Below are 20,659 nucleotides of genomic sequence, written 5' to 3'. Positions count from 1 at the left end.
CGTCGTCCTGTGCCAAAAGTAAATTCACGGTTCGCTTGACGTCGTCCGCAACGCAGTTGCCCTAAAATGAGAGCGACGCGACAAGCTCTTTGACAATGCGGCCCAACGAATTGTGCGGCGGAAGCCCGCTAATTCAATGCGCTACGCGGTTGCAACGCTATCGGCGCGCACGCGGACCGCGAGCAGAATGCGGCGCATTGCGGAAGCAAGTCGGTCGTTACGCGGCTTGGCGATAGTAGTGCTTCAATAAGCCGCCGAGCCGCGCTTCGCAGCGAACTTCGGACAAAGTTTCGTAGGCTGGGTCGAGACCCAGCTCTTGCTGTTCGCGACGTCGAAATTGCTGGGTCTCGACCCAGCCTACGTGACTTCTTCATCACGTAGATGTCAGGCGGCCCGTAATCGAATGGCGGCCGCATTCATGGCCACGCAAGGCCGTGGCCATGGCACCCTCAGGACGAAGACATGCTCTTTCCGCGAAGACGCGGTAAGAGCATGGCACCAGGAGCGTCAGGCGGCCTGGCGGCGGTTTTCTCGGTCCCGCCCCTCGAAGTAAGGAAACGCAGGCCTTTCAATTGGCCTGACACCCGCCATTTCCCCTCTCATGGATGCTGGAACTTCGGCGGTCGGCGGTTTACGATAGGAATTCCCCTACCTACAACGCGAAGCCGAACTCTTCCATCAAACCTCAGGAATCACGCCTCATGCCTCGCTCTTTGTTTGCTCTGCTGCTGTTCTCTTTGACCGTGTCGGCTGCGTTTGCCGCAGACGCGAAATCGCCGGCCGCCAAGGCGAGCGGCAATACCGCGACGCCGATTGACCTGATCACGACCCTCCCTGGCTTCAAGGTGGAGCTCCTCTATTCGGTCCCGGCCGAAAGCCAAGGCTCGTGGGTCAATCTCTGCACCGACGACAAGGGGCGGATCCTGGTGAGCGATCAGTTCGGCGGTCTGTATCGGATCACTCCGCCGGCGGCTGGCCAAACGCTGACCGCCGACGATGTGCAGAAAGTGCCGGCCGACATTCGCGGCGTGAACGGCATGCTCTGGGCGTTCGACTCGCTGTATGTGGGCGTCAACGACTACGAGCGGAAGATTCCGTCTGGCCTCTACCGCATCACCGACAGCAACGGCGACGATCAACTGGACAAGGTGGAGTTGCTGCACGAAGTGAACTCCGGCAGCGACCACGGCGTGCATGCGGTGCTGCCGACTCCGGACGGCAAGGCGTTTTACCTGGTGACCGGCAACAACACGATTGCGCCGGAACTTGCCGATTCGTCCCCGGTCCGTCAGGTTTGGGGCGAAGACCATCTGTTGCCGAGCATGCCGGACGGTCGCGGGCACAACCGCGGCGTCCTCGCGCCGGGGGGGATCATCTATCGCGTTTCGCCCGACGGCAAAAAGTTTGAAGCGTACGCCAACGGCTTTCGCAACATCTTTGACGCGGCAGTCAATCATGACGGCGAGCTGTTCACCTACGACGCCGACATGGAATACGACTTCAACACCCCGTGGTATCGTCCGACCCGCATCTGTCACGTCACCAGCGGCGCCGAGTTCGGCTGGCGCAACGGCGCCGGCAAGCGGATGCCGTTCTACGCGGACAATATGCCGGGGATCCTCGACATCGGGCCAGGCTCGCCGACCGGCATGACGTTCGGCTACGGCGCGAAGTTCCCGGCCAAGTATCAAGAGGCGTTGTACGCGCTCGACTGGAGCTGGGGGAAGCTGTATGCGGTCCATCTGACGCCGAGCGGTTCGTCCTATACGGCGACCAAAGAAGAATTTGTGACCGGCGCCCCGCTGCCGATCACCGACGCGATCATCAACCCGCATGACGGCGCGATGTACTTCACGATCGGCGGTCGTCGCGTGCAGTCTGGTCTGTACCGGGTCACCTATGTCGGCGACGAATCGACCGCGCCGGTGAAGCCGGAAAGCGCCGCCAACGAAGCCCGCGAACTGCGACACGCGCTGGAAGCGTTCCATGGTAAGCAAGATCCGGCGGCGATCGACGCCGCGTGGCCGCACCTGGCGGACGAAGATCGCTTCATTCGCGCCGCCGCGCAGACCGCGATTGAACATCAGCCGGTCGATACGTGGGCGGCCAAGGCGTTGTCGGAAACCGATCCGGCGAAACAAGTCACGGCGCTGTTGGCCTTGGCTCGCGTGACCGGCGTCGATCCGCAACACCGCAAAAAGAATTCGCCCCCGGTGGATGAGGCGATGCGCGACAAGCTGCTGGGCGCCATCACGGCGATCGACGCGGCGAAGCTGAATTTGACGGAGCAACTGACCTTGGTTCGCACCGAGCAGATCATCCTGGTTCGCTTCGGTCGCCCCGATCAAGCGATGGTTGACAAGTTGATCGCCCAGCTCGATCCGCTCTTCCCGGCCCAATCGGCCGATCTGAATTGGCTGCTCTGCGAAACGCTGGCCTACCTGCAATCGCCGACTGTCGCCGCCAAGGCGATGGCTTTGATCGCCGCGGCGCCGGCCCAGGAAGAGCAGATGCAGTACGCCCGTTCGATTCGCTTTTTGACCGCTGGCTGGACGCCGGAGCTGCGGAAGCAATACATCGAGTGGTTCCTCAAAGCGGCCAACTACAAAGGTGGCGCCAGCTTCGACAAGTTCATCGAGTTCATTCGCGACGACGCCGTCGCTTCGCTGAGCGACGCCGAAAAAGAAAGCATGAAAGAGCTGCTGGCGAAGAAGGCCGAAAAGAAGTCGGCGCTGGAGAACCTCGGCGAGATCTTCGCCGGACGGGAAACGACCGAGTGGACGCTCGAAGAACTTTCAGACGCCGCCAAGACGGGGCTGAAAGGCCGCGACTACGCCAACGGCCGCAAGATGTTCGCCGCCGCAGGCTGCTACGCCTGCCATCGCTTTGGCGATCAGGGGGGGATGACCGGTCCCGATTTGACGTCGGCCGGGCGTCGTTATTCGCCGCATGACCTCTTGGATCAGGTCATCAACCCCAGCAAGGTGATCAACGATCAGTTTTCGGCGATCAAAGTGCTGACCGCCGACGGCAAGCTCCACACCGGCGTGGTCGTCAATCTCAACGGCGACTCGATGACGCTGAACACCGATCTGACCGACCCGAACGAACGGGTCAACATCAATCGCAACGACATCGAAGAGATGGCGGTCTCCAAGATCTCAGCGATGCCGACCGGGCTGTTCAAGTCGATGACCAAAGAAGAGATTCTGGACCTGACCGCCTACCTGATCAGCGGCGGCGATTCGGGGCACGGTTTCTTCCAGAAGTAGTCTGGGATTTCGAGCCGGAGATCAACGAGCGGACAGTCGAAAGACTGTCCGCTTTTGTTGGTCGCCTTGGTCGTCCGCGAAAATGGCCTGCGAGTCGATACAGTACCACTTGGGATTCTCCGCCGCCCGGCGTGCGAGTCTTGGCGTTTTCAAGTCTCCGTCCTCAAGAGCGGACGCCAGTCGCATCAGTGGGATTGGCCTGGAGAATCGCCGTCTCCCTTGCCTCTCTTTGCCGTTGTCGACGTCCTGATCTTCTGCCGAAGCGCCGTCAGCACCAACTGCTTATCAATGCCCTGCTGATCGCAGGCATATCCCAGCGACTTCCCGCCACAGGAGTAGTCGATGCCGAACTCTTCAAACACACAGAGCGTTTCGGGGTGGTCGATGATCCAGTCGGGAACCGAGGTGTCGAGATCGCAGTCCGCTTCAGGGGATTCCATCGCCATGAGTCCATTTTCCGGATTCTCGTTCGGTGAGAACGGGCGCCACGTCTGAATCAATGCGATTGGATGCAACGAACGTCATTTCGCTGATCGCATTCAGCGCCAATTAATATCAGGACGATGGCGACTCGATCACTTGGTTTTCTTATAGATTTCTAGCCCGCATTCACGGCAGCGCCAAACCGGATCATCGCCCGTAACGCAGCAGCCTCCCAAGACGATCTTGCCGGCGTCCAGGTCTTGCTGGAGCTCGTCCGAAAAATCGGGGAGGCCGTAGAGGACGTCGGCGATCCGCGTGGAGCCGCATTTGGGACAGACATGCGGTTGCTGCGGCGACTCGTAGCGAGGCTGCGTCATGATCGATGACTCCGTTTTTTTGTTCAGCACGAGCGCCGTCGCCCCGACGCTACTCCTTCTTGGTCGGTCCGTCCACCAGGCACGACTTGTCATCGAGCGGTCGCACCCAGACGTTGCGGAACTTCACCGGGTTGTCGTGGTCTTGCAGGAAGACGGGGCCGACGGAGGTCTTCAGTTGCTTTTCCCAGATCTCTTGCAGGTAGGGCGTCGACTTGTAGCGATAGGGGTGATACTGCGAACGGGGTTCGCCCACCTTCGTGCCGTCTTGCACCTTCTGGCCGTTCAGCCACGCGGTGATCTCTCCCTCTGCGGTGATTTTGCCTTCGGCGTCGCGGCGCGGGGCGCGGTAGCGGATGTCATAGACTTGCCACTCGCCTGGCTTGCGGGCGGCGTCGACCAGCGGCGGAGCGAAGCCGTAAGCGGCGCCCATGTCTTCTTGCGTCAGCTGCTTCTTGCCGGCCGAGTTGATGATTTGCAGTTCGTAGTTGCCGTGGATGTAGATGCCGCTGTTGCCGCTGCCGGTTTCGGGGAGCATGAACTCGACATGGATGTCAGCGTCGCGGAAGTGCAGCCGCGAGGGGATGTGATTGGAGCGAGCTTCGCTGCGAGTTGACGTAACCACGCCGTCTTCCAGCGGCCAATCAATCTCGCCACCGTTTTTCGAGAGGAACAGATTGGTATCTTTCCCCAGCAATACCACCGCATCGGCCGGCGGCGGAACCGGCAGCGAATCTTGCTGCGGAGCGAACTCTTCGGCCGCAAGGCTGGCGCAGAACAGGATCAGGCTGCAGAGAAGGGCGGAGAGGACGATTCGCTGGGGCATGGGAGACTCGGCGGTGGGGGTGTTGGAAGGGTTTTATTGTAATGAATGGCCCTCGCTGGTTCAAAGATGGCGGCAAATGCGTACTCTACCAACCGGCCGGGATCGGCCAGCCGGTTTGTTCCGAGCGAACATCGAGAAACCGCGTTTGCGGATTGAGCTCGAGCTGTTCGAGCGTCTCGGACGTGTGGACTAGCGGCAGCAGGGCGCCTGATTCGCTCTCGGCAAACTGCAAGAAACAATGGCCGATATCGCCGCCGCTGATTTGCCACTGGACGGCATGGCTTCCTCCACCTAGTTCCAACAGTTGCTCGCTCACCTTCTTCAGATCGTCGCCGAGCGTTTCGATCACCTTACCGTCCACCGAGAGGGTCGCATGGCCGCGGGTGCTCGATCCTCCGGCATGGCGAATCCGAACGGTCGTTTCCTTGGGCAAGACTAACGCGCCGTGAAAGTTAATTTGTACGCTGGCCCCAGAGTCCCACGGCGGCAAATCGGCCTCTTTCAAATTGGACGGCGCCAAGACCTTGCCATTGAAGTAGCGGAAAACGACGTTGGCGTTCTCCCCGTTTACATAGGCCATGCCGACGACGCCCTCTTTCGTTCGTTTGCGACGCTGGCGTACTGGTTCCGCACGGTCGAACGTAATCGTCAGATCATAGTTGGAACGGCCATTCGGGCTATCGGCGAAGTGGATCAGAATGTGATCGTCGAACGTTTCGAGCACGACCGTATCGCGTCCCTGGCGAACGGTCATCTTGGCCGATGCGAAATCAACCGACTCGGCGAGTAGCCTTTGGCTCACCTGCTCGCCCAAGACCGGCGACGACCGCGGCGACCATTCAAAATCGTTGATCTTTACCAGATTCGGCCAATCCCAATGTCGATGAACCCAGAAGATCTCTCGCGCGCTGACGCTCAAACGATCGCTGCCGTCGATATCGGCGACAATGTGGAGGGAGATGGGCTCCTTCGCCTGAATGACGCCTACCGCACTAGCAATTGCCGAAACCGATACTAAGAACGTCGCGAAGGTCTTCATCTCCGGTCCCCTGGGGTACGCACCATAAAACGGAGGGCGAGAAGCCGCCTAGTATTATGACGATCCAATCCGGGGAATTGTTTCTTGCCGGTCCGGAGTTACGCGATCACGCGCGTAGCTAGTCGCCCTTCGCCGGTTTCGGCAGCGGCGGGGCCTGGTAAACGTCGCGGAGGCGATAGTACTCCTTCGTCAGCTGGTCGCGAATCTCCTTCGCGTCGGGATCATCGTAGATGCTGCGCATCTCTTGCGGATCCGATTGCAGATCAAACAGGTTCCATTCGCCGCTAACCGGAAAGTGGATCAGCTTGTGGCGATCGGTCCGGACGCCGAAATGTTGCGGGACGGCATGTTCCCCCAGTTCATAGTAGGCGTAGTAGAGGGAGTCGCGCCACGCGACCGGCTCTCCCTTCAAGATCGGGACGAGAGAGCGACCTTGGATCTCGGCCGGGATCGGCTCGCCGGCCATTTCGAGAAAGGTGGGAGCGTAGTCGATGTTCTGCACGAGTTGCTCTGGCGCCGAGCCGGGCTTGGCGACGCCGGGCCAGCGAATGATCAGCGGCATGCGGAACGATTCTTCAAACATCCACCGCTTGTCGTACCAGCCATGCTCGCCGAGGTAAAACCCTTGGTCGGACGAGTAGACGACAACCGTGTTTTCGGCAAGGCCGTTGTCGTCGAGGTACTTCAGCAACCGGCCGACGTTCTCGTCGACCGCTTTGACGGTGCAGAGGTAGTTCCGCATGTAGCGACGATACTTCCAGTGGACGATGTCGCGCTCGGTCATCTTTCCGGCTGCAAATTCTTTCAGAAACTCCTGGTTCTGCGGACCGAAGTGAGCGTCCCAGGCCGCTTTCTGCTGGGCATTCATCCGGTTGTATTCGGGCGTGCCGTAACGATCGGGCGGCGGCAACTTCACGTCCCCCCGTTCGTCCTTGCGGACCTTCGCGTCGTAGGCCCAATCGAAATGGCGATCGATCTCCATTTCGTTCGTGGCGAGCGTTACGCTCCGATTGGCGTAGTCGTCGAACAGGGTCGCCGGCTCGGGAATCTCAACGTCGTCATAAGCGTCCAACAAACGCAGCGGCGGAGCGAAGGTTCGATGGGGCGCCTTGTGTTGGCACATCAACAGGAACGGCTTCGAGCGATCACGCTGCTCGAGCCACGCGATCGATTTGTCGGTGGTGAGATCAGTGGCGTATCCTTCGAACCGTTTCGTCTTGCCATCTTGTTGGATGAAGTCGGGGTTGTAGTAGCTCCCTTGTCCCGGCAAGATCTCCCAGTGATCGAAGCCTTGCGGCTCGCTCATCAGATGCCACTTGCCGATCACGGCCGTCGAGTAGCCGGCGGCTTGCAGCGTTTTCGCCAAGGTCCATTGCGACTGATCGAGCCCTTTACCGGTGTTGCGCATGAACCCGTTCTTGTGGCTATGCTTGCCGGTCAAGATTGTGGCCCGCGATGGTCCGCAAATCGAGTTGGCGCAAAACGAGTTACGAAACAACATCCCTTCGTGGGCCAAACGATCAATGTTCGGGGTCGGCGCGACCTTCGCCAAATCGCCCCCATAGGCGGAGATCGCTTTGATCGCATGGTCGTCAGAAAAAATGAAAAGAATGTTCGGGCGGCTCGCCAAATCGTCCGCAAACAGGGCGGAACAGCCGAGCAGGGCGAAGCAGAACAGGGACAAGCGGATCATCAGGAGGGTCACCCAGGCGTGAAAGGCAAATGCCGGCAGAGAAATCGCAAACAAACGCCCACAACCCGGCCTTCATCGACGAGTGAGGCGCGATCCGCATTTTACCATACGGCGCCCAAAGCGTAGCGACTTAAATGGACGCATGCTGCGTCTACTCGGTCAGACCCGACAAGCTGAACGCCGCCCAATAGCGCGGCGGAGTTCGCTCGTTCGTTTCTTCGGCGCCTGGTTCTGGGACGATCGTGGCGCCGCGCAGTTGATTGGGGTTCTTGAGAACCCAGAGCTGCGCTTCGCGCAGGGCGTCGACAGGCGACATCTGTTCGCGAAGGTAATTCTTGTAGAACTCTTCCATCAAGCGGCGCGTCACCAGGTCGTCGATCTTCCAATAGCTGGCGATCGTCGCGTCGACGCCGGAGATTTGGAAGGCCCGCTGAATCCCCAGGATCCCTTCGCCGCCGGCGATTTCGCCCAGACCGGTATCGCAAGCGCTCAGCACGACCAGCTTCACGCCGAACAGCGGCAGCGTCGAGATTTCGTCGGCGGTCAGATAGCCGTCGTCCGCAAGGGCATCGCCGTCGTCCGCGGAAAGTTCCGGCGGTTTGTTCGCGCCGGCGAAGACGATGCCGGAGAGGAGCCCGGCGCCATATTCGGCGCGACGTTCGAATCGTTCGCTATCGGTCGCGGCGCCATTCTGCACTGCTTCCGCAGGAACAAAATAACCATGCGTCGCCAGATGAAGAACGAAACAATCGCCGGCGTTTTTGCGGAACAATTCCTCGGTGGCTCGTTCTTGCGTGTAGAGAGCGACCAAGTTCTCAGGAACCTGCAGTTGGTCAACGTAAAGCGTTTTGATGAACGCGACTTCTCCTTCGGTGCCGGGGAGATACGACCATTTGTAGCCTCGGGTCAGGCTCCGCAGTTGCTCCTCGGTTCCGCGAAACCTTCCGGCCGACGGTTTGTTGGTCGCTGGCTTCGGCTCTTGGCGATGGTCGTAGTCGATCCCGCCCATCAGCAGCAAGTCTTTCGACGGTCGCTTCTGCGCGGCGGCAGCCGTATCGGCGAGCAGTCGCGGCGCTGGGGCGGTCGTCAGGCGAAAGTCTTCCAGCAGATAGGCGCCGTCCTCTTTGCCCGGGACCGCGGCGAAGGGAATTCGCCCCAAAACGCCGTCCGGAGAAATGATCAGCGTCTTCTTCTGGGCAAGTTGTTCGTCGAACGGCTGAATCAGAATACTGCGAAGCGCCTTGCCGGCCTGGATGCCGTCGGGGGATGTACCGAACGATTGCCGCCAATCGTCGACCGCTTGCTCGACCGGGGCGATCGGCCCCAGGTCGACCATCATCGGAGGCCCGTCATGCTGGATCAGAAAGCCGATCAACCGGCGAGTAGCGACTAGCTTGCCGGCGTCATTCGGGTCGGGCTGCGAATGGACATATTCCAAGTAATCGAGCAGCGCAACGTCTGCCGGCAGCGCGGCTGCGATCGCGGCATGCGATGGAGCGCCTGGGAGAGCGCGAAACTCAGCGCTCTGCTGAGCCAATTCGCGCTCCAGCGATTGCCGCTCGTTGGCGAGAGCTGCCAATCGCGTAGTGCGTTCCTTATCGACAGGCTCGTTCGCGTTGGCATGCGCGAGCGCCGTCCAAAGCCGGGTCGTTTGCTGCAGCGATTGAAAGAGCTCGGCGCTGTCCGACTCGCTGGCCACTCGGCGAATCGCTCGCTGCCGCACCATGGCGGCGCCTTTCCAGCGGAGCACGGCGGCGTAGGCGGCGGGGAATTGGTCGTGCTGAGCTTGCACGATCGACAGCAGTCCGTAAAGTCGCTCCACCAGCAACTGATTGAGCGCCAATTGCTGCGGTTCGGTCAGGATCGCTGACGAGACGTCGACGTGACGTGCGGTCAAGTCGTAAGCCTGCTGATAGCGAGCAGTCGCTTTCGGCAAGTCGTTTTGCAAGTGATAGAGCCGAGCAAGTTCAAAGACGGTCTCGGCGACGCCGGGATGCTCTTCGCCGCAGACCTTTTCCCGAATCTCCAGCGCTTCGAGCAACAGCGGCTCGGCTTGATCGAACTTTCCCATACGCCGATAAAGAACGCCGAGGTTGTTCTGGCGTTCGGCGTAGGAGGGATGCGTTTTCCCGAATTGCCGTTCGATGATTTGACGCGACTGGAGATAGAGTTTTTCCGCCGCAAGATACTCGCCGGTATCGCGCTCGACCGACGCCAGGCTGTCGAGACAGGCGGCGTAATCGGGATGCTGCTCGCCAAGCGCCGCGGAGAGAATCGCCGCCCCTTTCTCGAGGGTCGCTTTCGCCTCGGCGTAGCGCTCAGTTTTCCAATAGAGATGCCCTAAAGCGTTGAGCGAATTTGCATAATCGGGGTGCTCTTCACCAAGGAGCGATCGCTGGTTTTTGACCGCAGCTTGAAAGTAGGTTTCGGCCTGGGGGAAGTTCCCCAGCTTTTGATGGAGCGAGCCGAGATTGACCTGGCACTTGGCGATATGGGGATGGCTTTCGTCGTAGGCCTTCGTCCAGATGTCGAGCGATTGGCGATAGAGAGGTTCGGCCAACAACAATTGCCCCTTCGCTTCGTAGAGACTGCCAAGGTTATGGAGGCAGCGTGCGTAGTCAGGATGCGTTTCGCCGACGTTCTGTTTGGCGACGTCGACGTTTTCCTGGTAGAGAGCCTCGGCGTTGTCGTAGTCGCCGATGGCTAGATAAGCATTCGCCAAATTGTTGCGGCTTGATATGACATGAGAATCTTCCTCACCGAGCGTCGCCTTCCGTAACTCAAACGTCTCTTTCGTCAGGGCGATCGCGTCGTCGTAGTTGCCAATCCGTTGATACAGGAGCCCCAAGTTGTTGCGCGTCTTAAGATACTCGGGATCATCTTCGCTTAGGCAAGCCCTTTGAATCGCAAGCGTTTCCTGGAAAAGCCGCTCGGCCTGCTCATATTCGCCGGTCGTGTAGTGGAGTCCACCGAGACTGCTCAGGCCGCTCGCATAGCGAGGATGCGATTCCCCCATCATTTTGCGGTAGGTTTCGAGCGATTGTTCAAAATTCGTCTTGGCGAATGTCGAATTGCCGATGGCCAGGTAGAGGACGCCCAGGTTGTGGAGCGCCGTAGCGTAACTCAGATCTTCCTTGCCGAAGAGTCGCGCGGCGCTTGCAACAGCCGCTTTTCCATCGGCGATCGCCTCTTTGTCCTTCCCCTGCGAGTGGAGCTCAAGAACTCTCGTCTTCGCTTCTTCCAGTTGTCGAAGCGCCAATCGTTCCCCCAGACTGAATGCGGAGATTTTCTTGAGGCGCCGCTCCTCCTCCTTTTGCTCCACCGATCGCCAATGGTCCTCGCCCCAGGTTTCGATCGCGAGTTTTCGCATTTCCTGGCGAACGGCAAGACAATCGGCGAAGCGCTCCTTACTCTCGTAGTATTGCGCCAACAGATCGGCCGAATCGAGGAAGCGAAGTTCTTCGATCCAATGATCGTCGTCCTTGGTCGGATTCGAGGCCGATCGTTTCAACAGAAGGTCGGCCCGATCTTTTGCAACCACGCTTTGGACCGACTCGATCTCCTCCTGCGAAACGTCGTTGCGATTCCAGCCTTGCGTTTCGTTAAAACTATTCTCCGGTTGGTTAACGACTGCACGAGGCATGCTGCGTGGATAAACCGGATCAACATCCGGCAGATCGACCGGAGCTTCCGGCGACGGGGGATCGGATTCGTCCGATGAATTCATGGCCCGAGGTTTTGCCGGCGCCGTGTTGTTTTGAGGCGCGGTCGTGCGCTGCATTCTGGACCGCCGGCCGCGAAATCCAAATTGCCGAATCGACCGACCATTGGATCCGATCTCGCCGAATCGCTCCTCGAACTCGATCCAGGCAGACTCCAACTCTTGCGAGCTGGCCGATTGCGATGCGACGCTGCGAACGTCGGCGGTCGTTGCCCGCTCACTCCGCAGCAGCACCGCGCCGAAGAGGAGTGAGAGCATCAATAACAGACAGGCGGAAGCGAACAAGACTGCTCGGAATACTGCCATGCTATTCACCCAGCGATTAAAGAATTCGCATGCAAACTAGATGTGCATAGTCGGCGAAGATCCTGACGTCGGCAGCGCAAATCGGTCGGCACCAAGGAACTCCAGATGTTGGGGCATAATACCACCGCGGTTACTAAAGAACAAATCATCGCAAGAGGGGGAAGCGGACTCATGATCAGGGCCCCTTTGCCGATTCGCTGCGCTGGCGGCGAATCTCTTCGACGATCTCGTGTGCCTGCTGCGTCTCGCCGTTTCGTATCAACGTTGTCGCTTGCTCAAACTTCGCGTCCAACGCTTCGGATTCCGCTTCCAAAGCGCGCAGCGTCTCCAATTCCTCCGCCGTTAGCGTTGGGGTAATCACGACCGATTTACGTGACAATAGCCTTCCGCCAAGGATGATGACGAAAATGACGAGGAACGTGACCGCCCACGATCTACGGCCTTGCGGAGCTTGTTCTTCGCCGTCATGTTCCATGGCTACTCGGCAATCCCCGACATGCTAAACGCCGCCCAATAACGCGGCGGGGTTCGTTCGTCCGCTTCTTCCGCGCCTGGTTCTCGCACGATCGTAGCGCCGCGCAGTTGATTGGGATTGCGCAGCACCCAGAGCTGCGCTTCGCGCAATGCGTCGACCGGCGACATCTCCTCGCGGAGGTAGTTCTTGTAGAACTCTTCCATCAAGCGGCGCGTCACCAGGTCGTCAATCTTCCAGTAGCTGGCGATCGTCGCGTCGACGCCTGAGATTTGAAAGGCGCGCTGAATCCCCAGAATCCCTTCGCCGCCGGCGATTTCGCCCAGACCGGTATCGCAAGCGCTCAGCACGACCAGTTTTACGCCGAACAGCGGCAGCGTCGAGATCTCGTCGGCGGTCAGATAGCCGTCGTCCGCGAGCGCGTCGCCGTCGTCCGCGGAAAGTTCCGGCGGCTTGTTCGCGCCGGCGAAGACGATGCCGGAGAGAAGACCGGCGCCGTATTCGGCCCGACGTTCGAAGCGCTGGTTCGGGGCGTCGCGATCGGCGGCGCCGCGTCGCGCCGAATCAGGCAGCACGAAATAACCATGCGTCGCCAAGTGGAGCACGAAGCAATCGCCGGCGCTGTTACGGAACATTTCCTCGGTGGCTCGCTCTTCGGTGTAAAAGGCGACCAGGTTCTCCGGGACCTTCAGTTCGTCGACGTAGAGCGTTTTGATGTAGGCGACTTCGCCATGCGTGTTGGGGAGATACGACCACCAGCAATCCTTCGTCAGATTTCGCAGTTGCTCCTCGCTTCCGCGAAATCGCCCTGTCGATGGTTTAACGGCCTCTTCCTGCGCCGCTTGCCGATGGTTGTAGTCGATCCCTCCCATCAACAGCAGATCCTTCGACGGTTGATGGTTTGTTGAGACCGACTTCTCAGCAAGCAGTCGCGGCGCCGGCGACGTCGCCAGACGATAGTCTTCCAGGAGGTATGTTCCCTTTTCTTTCCCCGGCAGGGCGGCGAAAGGGATGCGTCCGATCACGCCGTCCGGCGAAATCAGCAATGTCTTCGTCGCCGCCAGTTGAGGCGCGAACGGTTCGAGCAAGACGTTGCGCAGCAGCTTGCCTGCTGCGACGCCCTCGGAGGATGCGCCGAAGGACTGTCGCCACTGTTCGACCGCTTGTTCTACAGGAGCGATCGATCCCAGGTCGATCATCAACGGCGCCCCTTCGCGCTGGAGGAGAAACCCGATCAGCCTGCGCGAAGTGACCAGCTTCCCTTTGTCGACCGGATCCGCCGCCGAGTGGAGATACTCAAAGTAATCGATCAGCACCGTCTCTGGCGGGATCGCCCTTTGGATCTCGGCGGCGGTATGCGAGCCGGGGAAAGCACGAAACGCGGCGCTCCGTTCTGACAGACCAAGCTCCAACTCTTGCCGGCGGTTGGCGAGCGTTTGCAGTCGCCGCTGGCGGTCTTCATTGCCCGGCTCCATCGATTCGGCATGGGCCAGCGCCGTCCACAAGCGGGTCGTTTGCTGCAGTTCTGCAAACAGCTGGGCGCTGTCCGGCTCATCGGCGATGCGGCGAATCGCCCTTTGCCGAACCATCGCAGCCCCTTTCCAGCGCAAGACCGCTTCGTATCCACGACTGAATTGCTCCGGCTGCATGAGCACGATCGTTAAGAGACCGTAAAGACGTTCGGCCATCAACCGATTCAGCGCCAACTGCTGCGGCTCGGTTAAGATCGTCGAGGTAACGTCGACGTGATGCGCGGTCAGGTCATAGGCTTCCTGATAGCGGGCGGTCGCCTTCGGTAAATCGTTTTTCAGGTGGTAGAGCCGGGCGAGCTCGAAAACCGTTTCGGCGACGTCGGGGTGTTCGCCGCCCAGCGACTTTTCTCGAATCCCGAGCGATTCCAGCAGCAACGCTTCGGCCCGATCGAAGCGTCCCATGCGGCGATAGAGAACGCCCAAGTTGGTCAGACATTCGCCGTAAGTGGGATGCTCTTTGCCAAGGCGAGCCGCGGTGATTGCGGTCGCTTGGTTGAAGAGTTTTTCCGCCGTGGCGTAGTCCCCGGTATCGCGCGCAACCGACGCCAGGCTATCCAGGCAAGCGGCATATTCGGGATGCTGTTCCCCCAGCGAAGCGAGCAGAATCGCCGCCGCACGCTGAAGAGGCTCTTTCGCCTCGGCGTAGCGTTCCATTTTCCAATAAAGATATCCCAACTCGTTCAGCGTATTGGCGTAGTCCGGATGCTCTTCGCCCAGCAAAACTTTTTGGCTTCGTAAGGCGGCGTGCAGCAGCGCTTCGGCCTGAGGAAAGTTTCCCAATTTGCGATCTATCGCGGCGAGGTTCGACTGGCACTGGGCGACGTCCGGATGAATTTCGCCGTAGGCCTGCGTCCAGATCTCCAGCGCCTGGCGATAGAGCGGTTCGGCCAACAGGTACTCGCCGGTCGATTCGTAAAGGACGGCCAGATTGTGAACGCTTTGGGCGTAGTCGGGATGCCTTTCCCCAACCGTCGCTTTTGCAGCATCCATGTTTTCTCGGTACAGCAACTTGGCCTGATCGTAGTCGCCGATAACACGACAGAGACTCGCCAGATTGTTGCGGCTCGCGGCGACGTCGGCATGCGTGTCGCCCAGGGACGCCTTACGTACTTCATACGCCTCTTGGACGATCTGGAGCGCTTTCTCATACTCTCCACGACGCTGATAGAGCAGTCCCAGATTGTTACGCGTCGATTGAGTGTCCGTATCGTCGTTACCTAACGTCGCTTTACGAATCGCGAGCGCTTCGGCGTAAAGGGGCTCCGCCTTCGCATAGTCGCCGAGCAGATAGTAGAGGCCGCCGAGATTGTTCACGCTGCCGGCGTAGCGCGGATGCATTGCGCCCAGCGTCTGGCGACGGACGTCGAGCGTCTGCCGATAGAACGATTCGGCGGCGGGGTATTTGCCGATTCGCTGATGCAACGTTCCCAGATTATGGAGCGCACTGGCGTAAAGCGAATCATCGACGCCCAAGAGTTGTGCGGAACTCTCCTTCACTTTTTCGGCGTAGGGAATCGCCTCGTCGTATTTCCCCTTTGCGTACAGCTCGAGCATTTTCATCTTCGCCTCTTGCAACTGGGCGAGGGCGGCCAATTGCGACGAATTGAAGGCGACGATTTTCTTCTGCTGCGCTACCTCCAACTTTTGATCGATGGTCCGCCAGTCATCCGGGCCATAAACGTCGGTCGCAACTTGCAGCATCTCCTCGCGCAGTGTCAGGCATTCGGCGTAGCGTCTTTCCCCTTCGAGGAATTTCGCCAACATCAACGCCGAATCGAGAAAGCGAAGTTGTTTCTCAAGCCGCCCCCTTTCGTGAGCGGCTCCGGCGGAAGAGCTATCCGTGGGAAGCAGACCGCGACGATCTTTTGCAACTTGTTCGTCAAGCGTTTTGAACGTCTGTTGTTCGTTGCCGCTGCTGACCAGCCGCCCGGTCTCGTCGATGTGGACCTCTGGTCTATTGACGGGCGCCGTGGGCGCGGGGGAATAATATTGCTGGCTTGGATTCCACTGGTTCGGCCTTGTGAACTCTGGTCTCTGGACAGGACCTTTCCACCCGCCGTTTATTCCTCCTTGGATCCCTTCCCAGAAGTTTCGGACATTGCTTTGACCTGATGTCGAGGGGAATGGATTGGGAGGCGTCCCCTGAGGAGCCCCGAAGGGCTTCGGCGGCGCGCCATCCTGCATTAATGCGCGACGCGGGGGACGAAAATCGGGAAGATGATGGCCGAGTTTGCCCAGCACGGTTGGCGAGTGGTCGGCGCTGGGTCGTTGCGGAAGATGCCCGGCAACCGTTTCACGACCCGTTTGCGGCGAGCGATCGCTTCGCAACAGCAGCGTCCCGGCGAGCAGACAGCACATCAACAGCACGCTGGCGGTCGCCAAGATTGCTGCCCGGATTACTGCCATTTCGCTCGCTCGTCGTTCGAGAAAGTCGGATGCCAACGCGAAGCCGCCATGATACCACGACGGATCGCCAGCACCAACTTTCGGGGGGACCGAGTTTTGCGGCGCTACCGCGATTTACTTTTCGCCGCCGAACTGCTGAGCTGCGAGTTCGCCCAGTTGATGCCGGTCGAATTTGCCGGTTGCGTTGCGAGGGAGCTCGGGCAGAAACAGGTAGTGGACCGGGTTCTTGTACGCGGCCAGGTGCTGCTCGACATATTCGCGGATCGACGCTTCGGCTGACGGATCAGCGTCTTCGACCAGCGCTACGCAGGCGACCGGGATTTGGCCGTCGCGCGGGTCGCTGACGCCGACTACCACCGTGGCGTGAACCAGCGGGTGTTCGTCGACGATGTTCTCGACTTCGGCCGGGGCGATGTTCGAGCCGCGGCGGACGATCATCAGCTTTTTCCGGCCGACGAACCAGACGTAGCCTTCTTCGTCGCGATAGGCGAGGTCGCCGGTGTGGAGCCAACCGTTTTGAAAGAGCGTTTGCGTCGCTTCGTCGTCGTTCCAATAGCCGATCGTAGCGGAAGGGGTTTGCAGAACGATTTCTCCCTGGACGCCGACGGGACAATCATCCCCACTCAGATCGATCACGCGCAGCTGCATGCCTGGCGCCGCTAAGCCGAGCGATCCCCACTTCCGCTTGCCGTAACGTGGATTGCCGGCATAGTAGCAACTGACCTCGGTCATGCCGGCGCCTTCCATCACTTCCCAGCCGAGCAAATCGCGAAACCGATGATGCAAATCGGACGGGACCGCATCGCCGGATCCGATGGCGTTATTCAACGTCGGCAGCGGCGTCGGATGTTGTTCCAGGTATTCGACAAAGTCGAGCAGATCGCTCGCCAGCATTCCATATTCGGTGACGCCGAACTGATTGATCGCGGCGACCGCGACGGCCGGAGCCGGCTTCATCATCAGCACAACTTCGGCGCCAGCCAAAAAGGCGGCCATCATTTGCGTGTGGAGTCCGCCGGCGTGACTGATCGGCTTGCCGACCAGGACGACGTCGCTCGCTTGAAAGTCGAACAGTTCGCGCGACTGGGCGATCGCGCTGTAGACGCCGCCGTGCGAGTGCACGACTCCCTTGGGATGTCCGGTGCTGCCGGAGGTGAAGAGAATCAAGGCCGCGTCTTCTTCGTGAACCGGCGCCCTGACGTCGTCCGGCTCGCCGGAGAGCAGTTGCTCAAAGGGAAGGGGGGCGTCACCGGCTCCGGCCACTTCGATCGTTTGCAGAGAATTCAACGTCAGGGGCTGAACGACGCTGGCCCGATCGGCATGATAGAAGAGGAGCCGCGCCGCAGTCCGCGTGAGGATTTCCTCCAGCTCCTGCGTCACGTAGCGATAGTTGAGCGGCACGGCAATCGCGCCGAGCTGGTAACAGGCGAGCGTGATCGCGACCGCTTCGGGGCAATTGGGCAAGAGCCACGCGACCCGATCGCCGGGGGCGATTCCGAACTGACGTAAGCCTGCGGCGATCGTGCGACTCGCCATGTCGAGCTGGGCGTAAGTGAGGGCTTTGTCGTCGTGCCGGAGGGCCGTTTGCTCCGGTGTAGTGCGTACCACCTCGTCGAGCAATGTTTGTAAGCGTGTTGGCCCGATCGTCACGTTATTCTCCTGCGGAAACGGAAGATCGCTTCGTTCGATGATACCGCAAGCGATCGTCCAGGGGGACAGAACCTCTTGTCGCATCGGCTGAAAGAGAATATGGCCGCGGCGGAGTTGGAGTTGTCGGACGCCGAACTGGCCGAAATCAACGAGGGAGCCGCGGAGATCCAAGCGGTTGGGGCACGGTATTCGGAAGCGGCGTAGAAATTGGTGAACCGGTAACGAGTAAACTGGGGCGCCATTGCCACGCCGACGTGGCGATGGCCTCGTTATCTTGCCAAACGCTTGACCAACAGAGACGCTAGGAAGGAGACTGACGGACGACCACCAGCGTAGGCGAATATGACGAGACGTTCCAAAATCGTACACACAGTTTTCACGACGGTGTTTTTGCTGTTGGTCGCTGGCTTGGGACTTCGGCTGGCGTACCAGGGTTGGAATAATGTCCAGCACTACCGAAATCAATCTCTTCTTGGCGAGATCGGTTGCCGTGTCAGATATGGTCCCAAGGGGGGCTATTTTGTCGATGTTCCGGAAACGGTGTCGCCGTCCGCATTCGACAAACGTCATCGTAGCGCGATGCAAGCGTTGGCAAATCGCGCCGTTGTGACCATCTCACTTTCCCACCACCAAATCGACGCCGCCGATTGGTCGTGGCTCGCCTCTCTGACAGGGACCGTGTCCATTCGCGCTCGTAAAGGGGCGTTCGATGCCCGAGCGGAGGAATTCTTCCGGGAGCATGGAGTCGGGTTCGGTTACTTCGAACAGGAACCCGACTTTTAGCTGCGCCGCTACTTCGCCGCCGGGATCACCGGCAACATGATCCGGCTTGGATGCTCGGGGTCATGATAGATCGTCTGGTCCGCCACCTTCGTCAGGCGATTGCGGTTGAGCGGTTCACCGGTGTTCGGATTGACGTCGAAGCGAGGGAAGTTTGAACTGGAGATGTCGACGCGAATCCGATGTCCCTGCTTAAAGACGTTGGAGGTGGGGTAAAGTTTGATCGTGAACTCGTAGACCTCGCCCGGCGTCATCAGCTTTTCTTTCGTCAGCGATTCGCGGAAGCGGCCACGGACGATGCCGTCTCCCAGATTGAGATCAAAGCCGCCGGGCCAATCGGTCGACGGCGGATAGACGTCGATGAGCTTGGCGGTGAAGTCGGTATCGACCGCCGAACTCGACGCGTAGAGCTTCACTTCGATCTCGCCGGTCACTTCCAGATCTTCCTCTAGCGGTTCGGTCTGGAAGACCAGGACGTCTCGTCGCGACGAAATCGGGACTGGCTGTTGAAAATTCCAAATATGCGGGCCTCCCTTTTGGTTCCAGGCGCCTTGCACGAGGATGTCATCGCCCGACGAGATGTTGCCGCCGATCGTTGGAACCGGATCGGCCGGATCAAATTGGAATTGCGTCACGCTGTTCGGCGCCGTCGCGGCCTTGGTCGCTAGTCCTCCGCCGGGCTGCAGATAGAAGCTCGTGTACTTGGTGCGGGCCAGGGGCCACTCCTGTTCGTCACGCCAATAGCCGCCGTGAACCAAGCATCCCTTTTCGTCCTTCGAACCGTCGCCGGTTCCCATGACGAAGATGCGGACCGGCGTGGCGAACGGCGCCGCTTTGCCGACCGAGTTGTCGATTCCCTTCAGCCAATGGTCGTACCACTCTTGTCGCCAGGCCCATTGATCGGCAATCGCAGCCTCGTTGCCAAAGGTGACCTGTCCGTGGGCGTACGACGATTGAGCGCCATGAATCCAAGGGCCCATGATCAGGTAAACCGGGCCCTTGATCGTCTTGCTGAGAGCGATGTAGTTGGCTGTGTTATTGCCGCCCCACGAGTCGTACCAGCCGGAGACGAGATAGACCGGGATGTCTTTGTACTGCTCGGGATGATCAACGATGTTGTTCTGCGCCCAGAACTCGTCGTTGGCGCCATGCTCCATCGCGTTGATCAACCAATCTTCGTACTCCGGCGCCAACTTCAACGGCGTCATGCCGCGGCGCGTCGGCAAATGAGTCAGGTAATAGAAACGCTCGTCCGCCATCTCTTTCAACTCGGCGGCGGTTCCTTCATCGAGGGCCGCGTTGCTGCCGCGGCCGGCGTTCAGGAAGATCCAATTCCAGAACCGGAGCTCAAAGGCGCCGGCGTTGCGGAGACTTTGTCGCCCCAGGTTCGACATTGCATCAACCGGGATCACTGTCTTCAGTTCTGGAGCGCCGGCCAAAGCCATCGCATGTTGCGTACCGCCAAAATACGACGTGCCGATCATCCCGATCCGGCCGTTCGACCAAGGCTGCTTGCCGATCCACGCGGCGCAGTCGACCCCATCGACCCCGTCGTCGGTCAGCATGTGCCAGGTTCCTTCGGACTTGTACCGCCCGCGGGTATCCTGGGCGACGAAGACGTAGCCATGCGTCGCAAAGTACTTGGCGGCGGTCGCCTGACCATCTTTGTTGTAGGGGAGCCGGCTAAGGATGACCGGCAGCTTCTCGGCGACCGACTGCCCCTCGACGGCTGGACGATAGACGTCGGTCGCCAGGCGAATTCCGTCGCGCATCGGGACCATGACGTTCTTTTCGACCACATAATCCTGGGCGACCAGTGCGCCGGCCGACGCCAAGCAGAGAACAACCGCGAATAGCGCAACGCCAAGAGTACGTTTCTGCATAGTCTCGTCTTCGGTGAACAGGAAGGGACGCCGGTTGCGGCGAAAGTCAGGCGGGAACAAGGGGCAGGGCTCGCTGGAGCGATTTCATCTTAGCCTGATATCACGTGCAACTTCAACTAGCGGTGATCGGCGTGAGAAAGCGGCGGCTTTCCTTGAGGAGTTTCGCATTCACCGCCGTCGATCTGTACGCCCCGCGAAACCGGAGAAAGTCGCTGGAAAAGCGGCGGGGCGGCGCATTGTGAAGACTCGCCGCGACTTCCACTTTTTTCTCGTCGTGAGAGG

Annotated in this window: 13 protein-coding genes; 3 read left to right on the top strand and 10 right to left on the bottom strand. The window is 59.7% G+C overall.

The window, feature by feature from the left end:
- The first annotated feature begins 701 nt into the window (after positions 1-701).
- The gene (locus LOC68_RS25270; RefSeq protein ID WP_230224189.1) at positions 702-3,272 is read left to right on the top strand and encodes a c-type cytochrome; all 2,571 of its coding nucleotides are present in this window, start codon (positions 702-704) and stop codon (positions 3,270-3,272) included.
- A 185-nt stretch (positions 3,273-3,457) separates the two neighbouring features.
- Here the strand turns inward: LOC68_RS25270 and LOC68_RS25265 are convergent, their stop codons facing one another.
- The 9 genes from LOC68_RS25265 to LOC68_RS25225 form a co-directional block, all read right to left on the bottom strand.
- A complete protein-coding gene (locus LOC68_RS25265) occupies positions 3,458-3,718 on the bottom strand; it encodes a DUF542 domain-containing protein (RefSeq protein WP_230224187.1) in 261 nt (86 codons plus the stop codon).
- Between the two features lie 129 nt (positions 3,719-3,847).
- Positions 3,848-4,072, bottom strand: a complete 225-nt coding sequence (locus LOC68_RS25260) for a hypothetical protein (RefSeq protein ID WP_230224185.1) — start codon at positions 4,070-4,072, stop codon at positions 3,848-3,850.
- A 49-nt stretch (positions 4,073-4,121) separates the two neighbouring features.
- Positions 4,122-4,895 (bottom strand): 3-keto-disaccharide hydrolase, encoded by a 774-nt coding sequence (locus LOC68_RS25255; protein WP_230224183.1) that lies wholly within the window; start codon positions 4,893-4,895, stop codon positions 4,122-4,124.
- A gap of 85 nt (positions 4,896-4,980) precedes the next feature.
- A complete protein-coding gene (locus LOC68_RS25250) occupies positions 4,981-5,934 on the bottom strand; it encodes a hypothetical protein (protein ID WP_230224181.1) in 954 nt (317 codons plus the stop codon).
- A 118-nt stretch (positions 5,935-6,052) separates the two neighbouring features.
- Positions 6,053-7,627: a sulfatase family protein gene (locus LOC68_RS25245; RefSeq protein ID WP_230224179.1), complete on the bottom strand. Its 1,575-nt coding sequence runs from the start codon at positions 7,625-7,627 to the stop codon at positions 6,053-6,055.
- Positions 7,628-7,778: 151 nt separating this feature from the next.
- Positions 7,779-11,654 (bottom strand): CHAT domain-containing tetratricopeptide repeat protein, encoded by a 3,876-nt coding sequence (locus LOC68_RS25240; protein ID WP_230224176.1) that lies wholly within the window; start codon positions 11,652-11,654, stop codon positions 7,779-7,781.
- A gap of 175 nt (positions 11,655-11,829) precedes the next feature.
- Positions 11,830-12,129 (bottom strand): hypothetical protein, encoded by a 300-nt coding sequence (locus LOC68_RS25235; protein WP_230224174.1) that lies wholly within the window; start codon positions 12,127-12,129, stop codon positions 11,830-11,832.
- 2 nt (positions 12,130-12,131) lie between these two features.
- Positions 12,132-16,064, bottom strand: a complete 3,933-nt coding sequence (locus LOC68_RS25230; protein WP_230224173.1) for a CHAT domain-containing tetratricopeptide repeat protein — start codon at positions 16,062-16,064, stop codon at positions 12,132-12,134.
- A 114-nt stretch (positions 16,065-16,178) separates the two neighbouring features.
- Positions 16,179-17,672 carry a class I adenylate-forming enzyme family protein gene (locus tag LOC68_RS25225; protein ID WP_230224171.1) on the bottom strand — a complete coding sequence of 498 codons (1,494 nt, stop codon included), beginning with the start codon at positions 17,670-17,672 and terminating at the stop codon, positions 16,179-16,181.
- Positions 17,673-17,789: 117 nt separating this feature from the next.
- On the opposite strand from LOC68_RS25225, the gene LOC68_RS28385 reads away from it, so the two are divergent.
- Positions 17,790-17,918 (top strand): hypothetical protein, encoded by a 129-nt coding sequence (locus tag LOC68_RS28385; protein WP_255670720.1) that lies wholly within the window; start codon positions 17,790-17,792, stop codon positions 17,916-17,918.
- A 138-nt stretch (positions 17,919-18,056) separates the two neighbouring features.
- Positions 18,057-18,497, top strand: coding sequence for a hypothetical protein (locus tag LOC68_RS25220; RefSeq protein WP_230224168.1), 441 nt, complete (start codon positions 18,057-18,059; stop codon positions 18,495-18,497).
- Positions 18,498-18,505: 8 nt separating this feature from the next.
- Here LOC68_RS25220 and LOC68_RS25215 read toward each other — a convergent pair whose 3' ends face one another.
- Complete coding sequence (locus tag LOC68_RS25215) at positions 18,506-20,377, bottom strand: CocE/NonD family hydrolase (RefSeq protein WP_230224166.1); 1,872 nt, start codon at positions 20,375-20,377, stop codon at positions 18,506-18,508.
- Positions 20,378-20,659: the final 282 nt, after the last annotated feature.

Source organism: Blastopirellula sediminis (assembly GCF_020966755.1).
GTDB lineage: Bacteria > Planctomycetota > Planctomycetia > Pirellulales > Pirellulaceae > Blastopirellula > Blastopirellula sediminis.
Note: the sequence above shows the minus strand (reverse complement) of the source record. Positions and strands in the feature narration are given on the sequence as shown.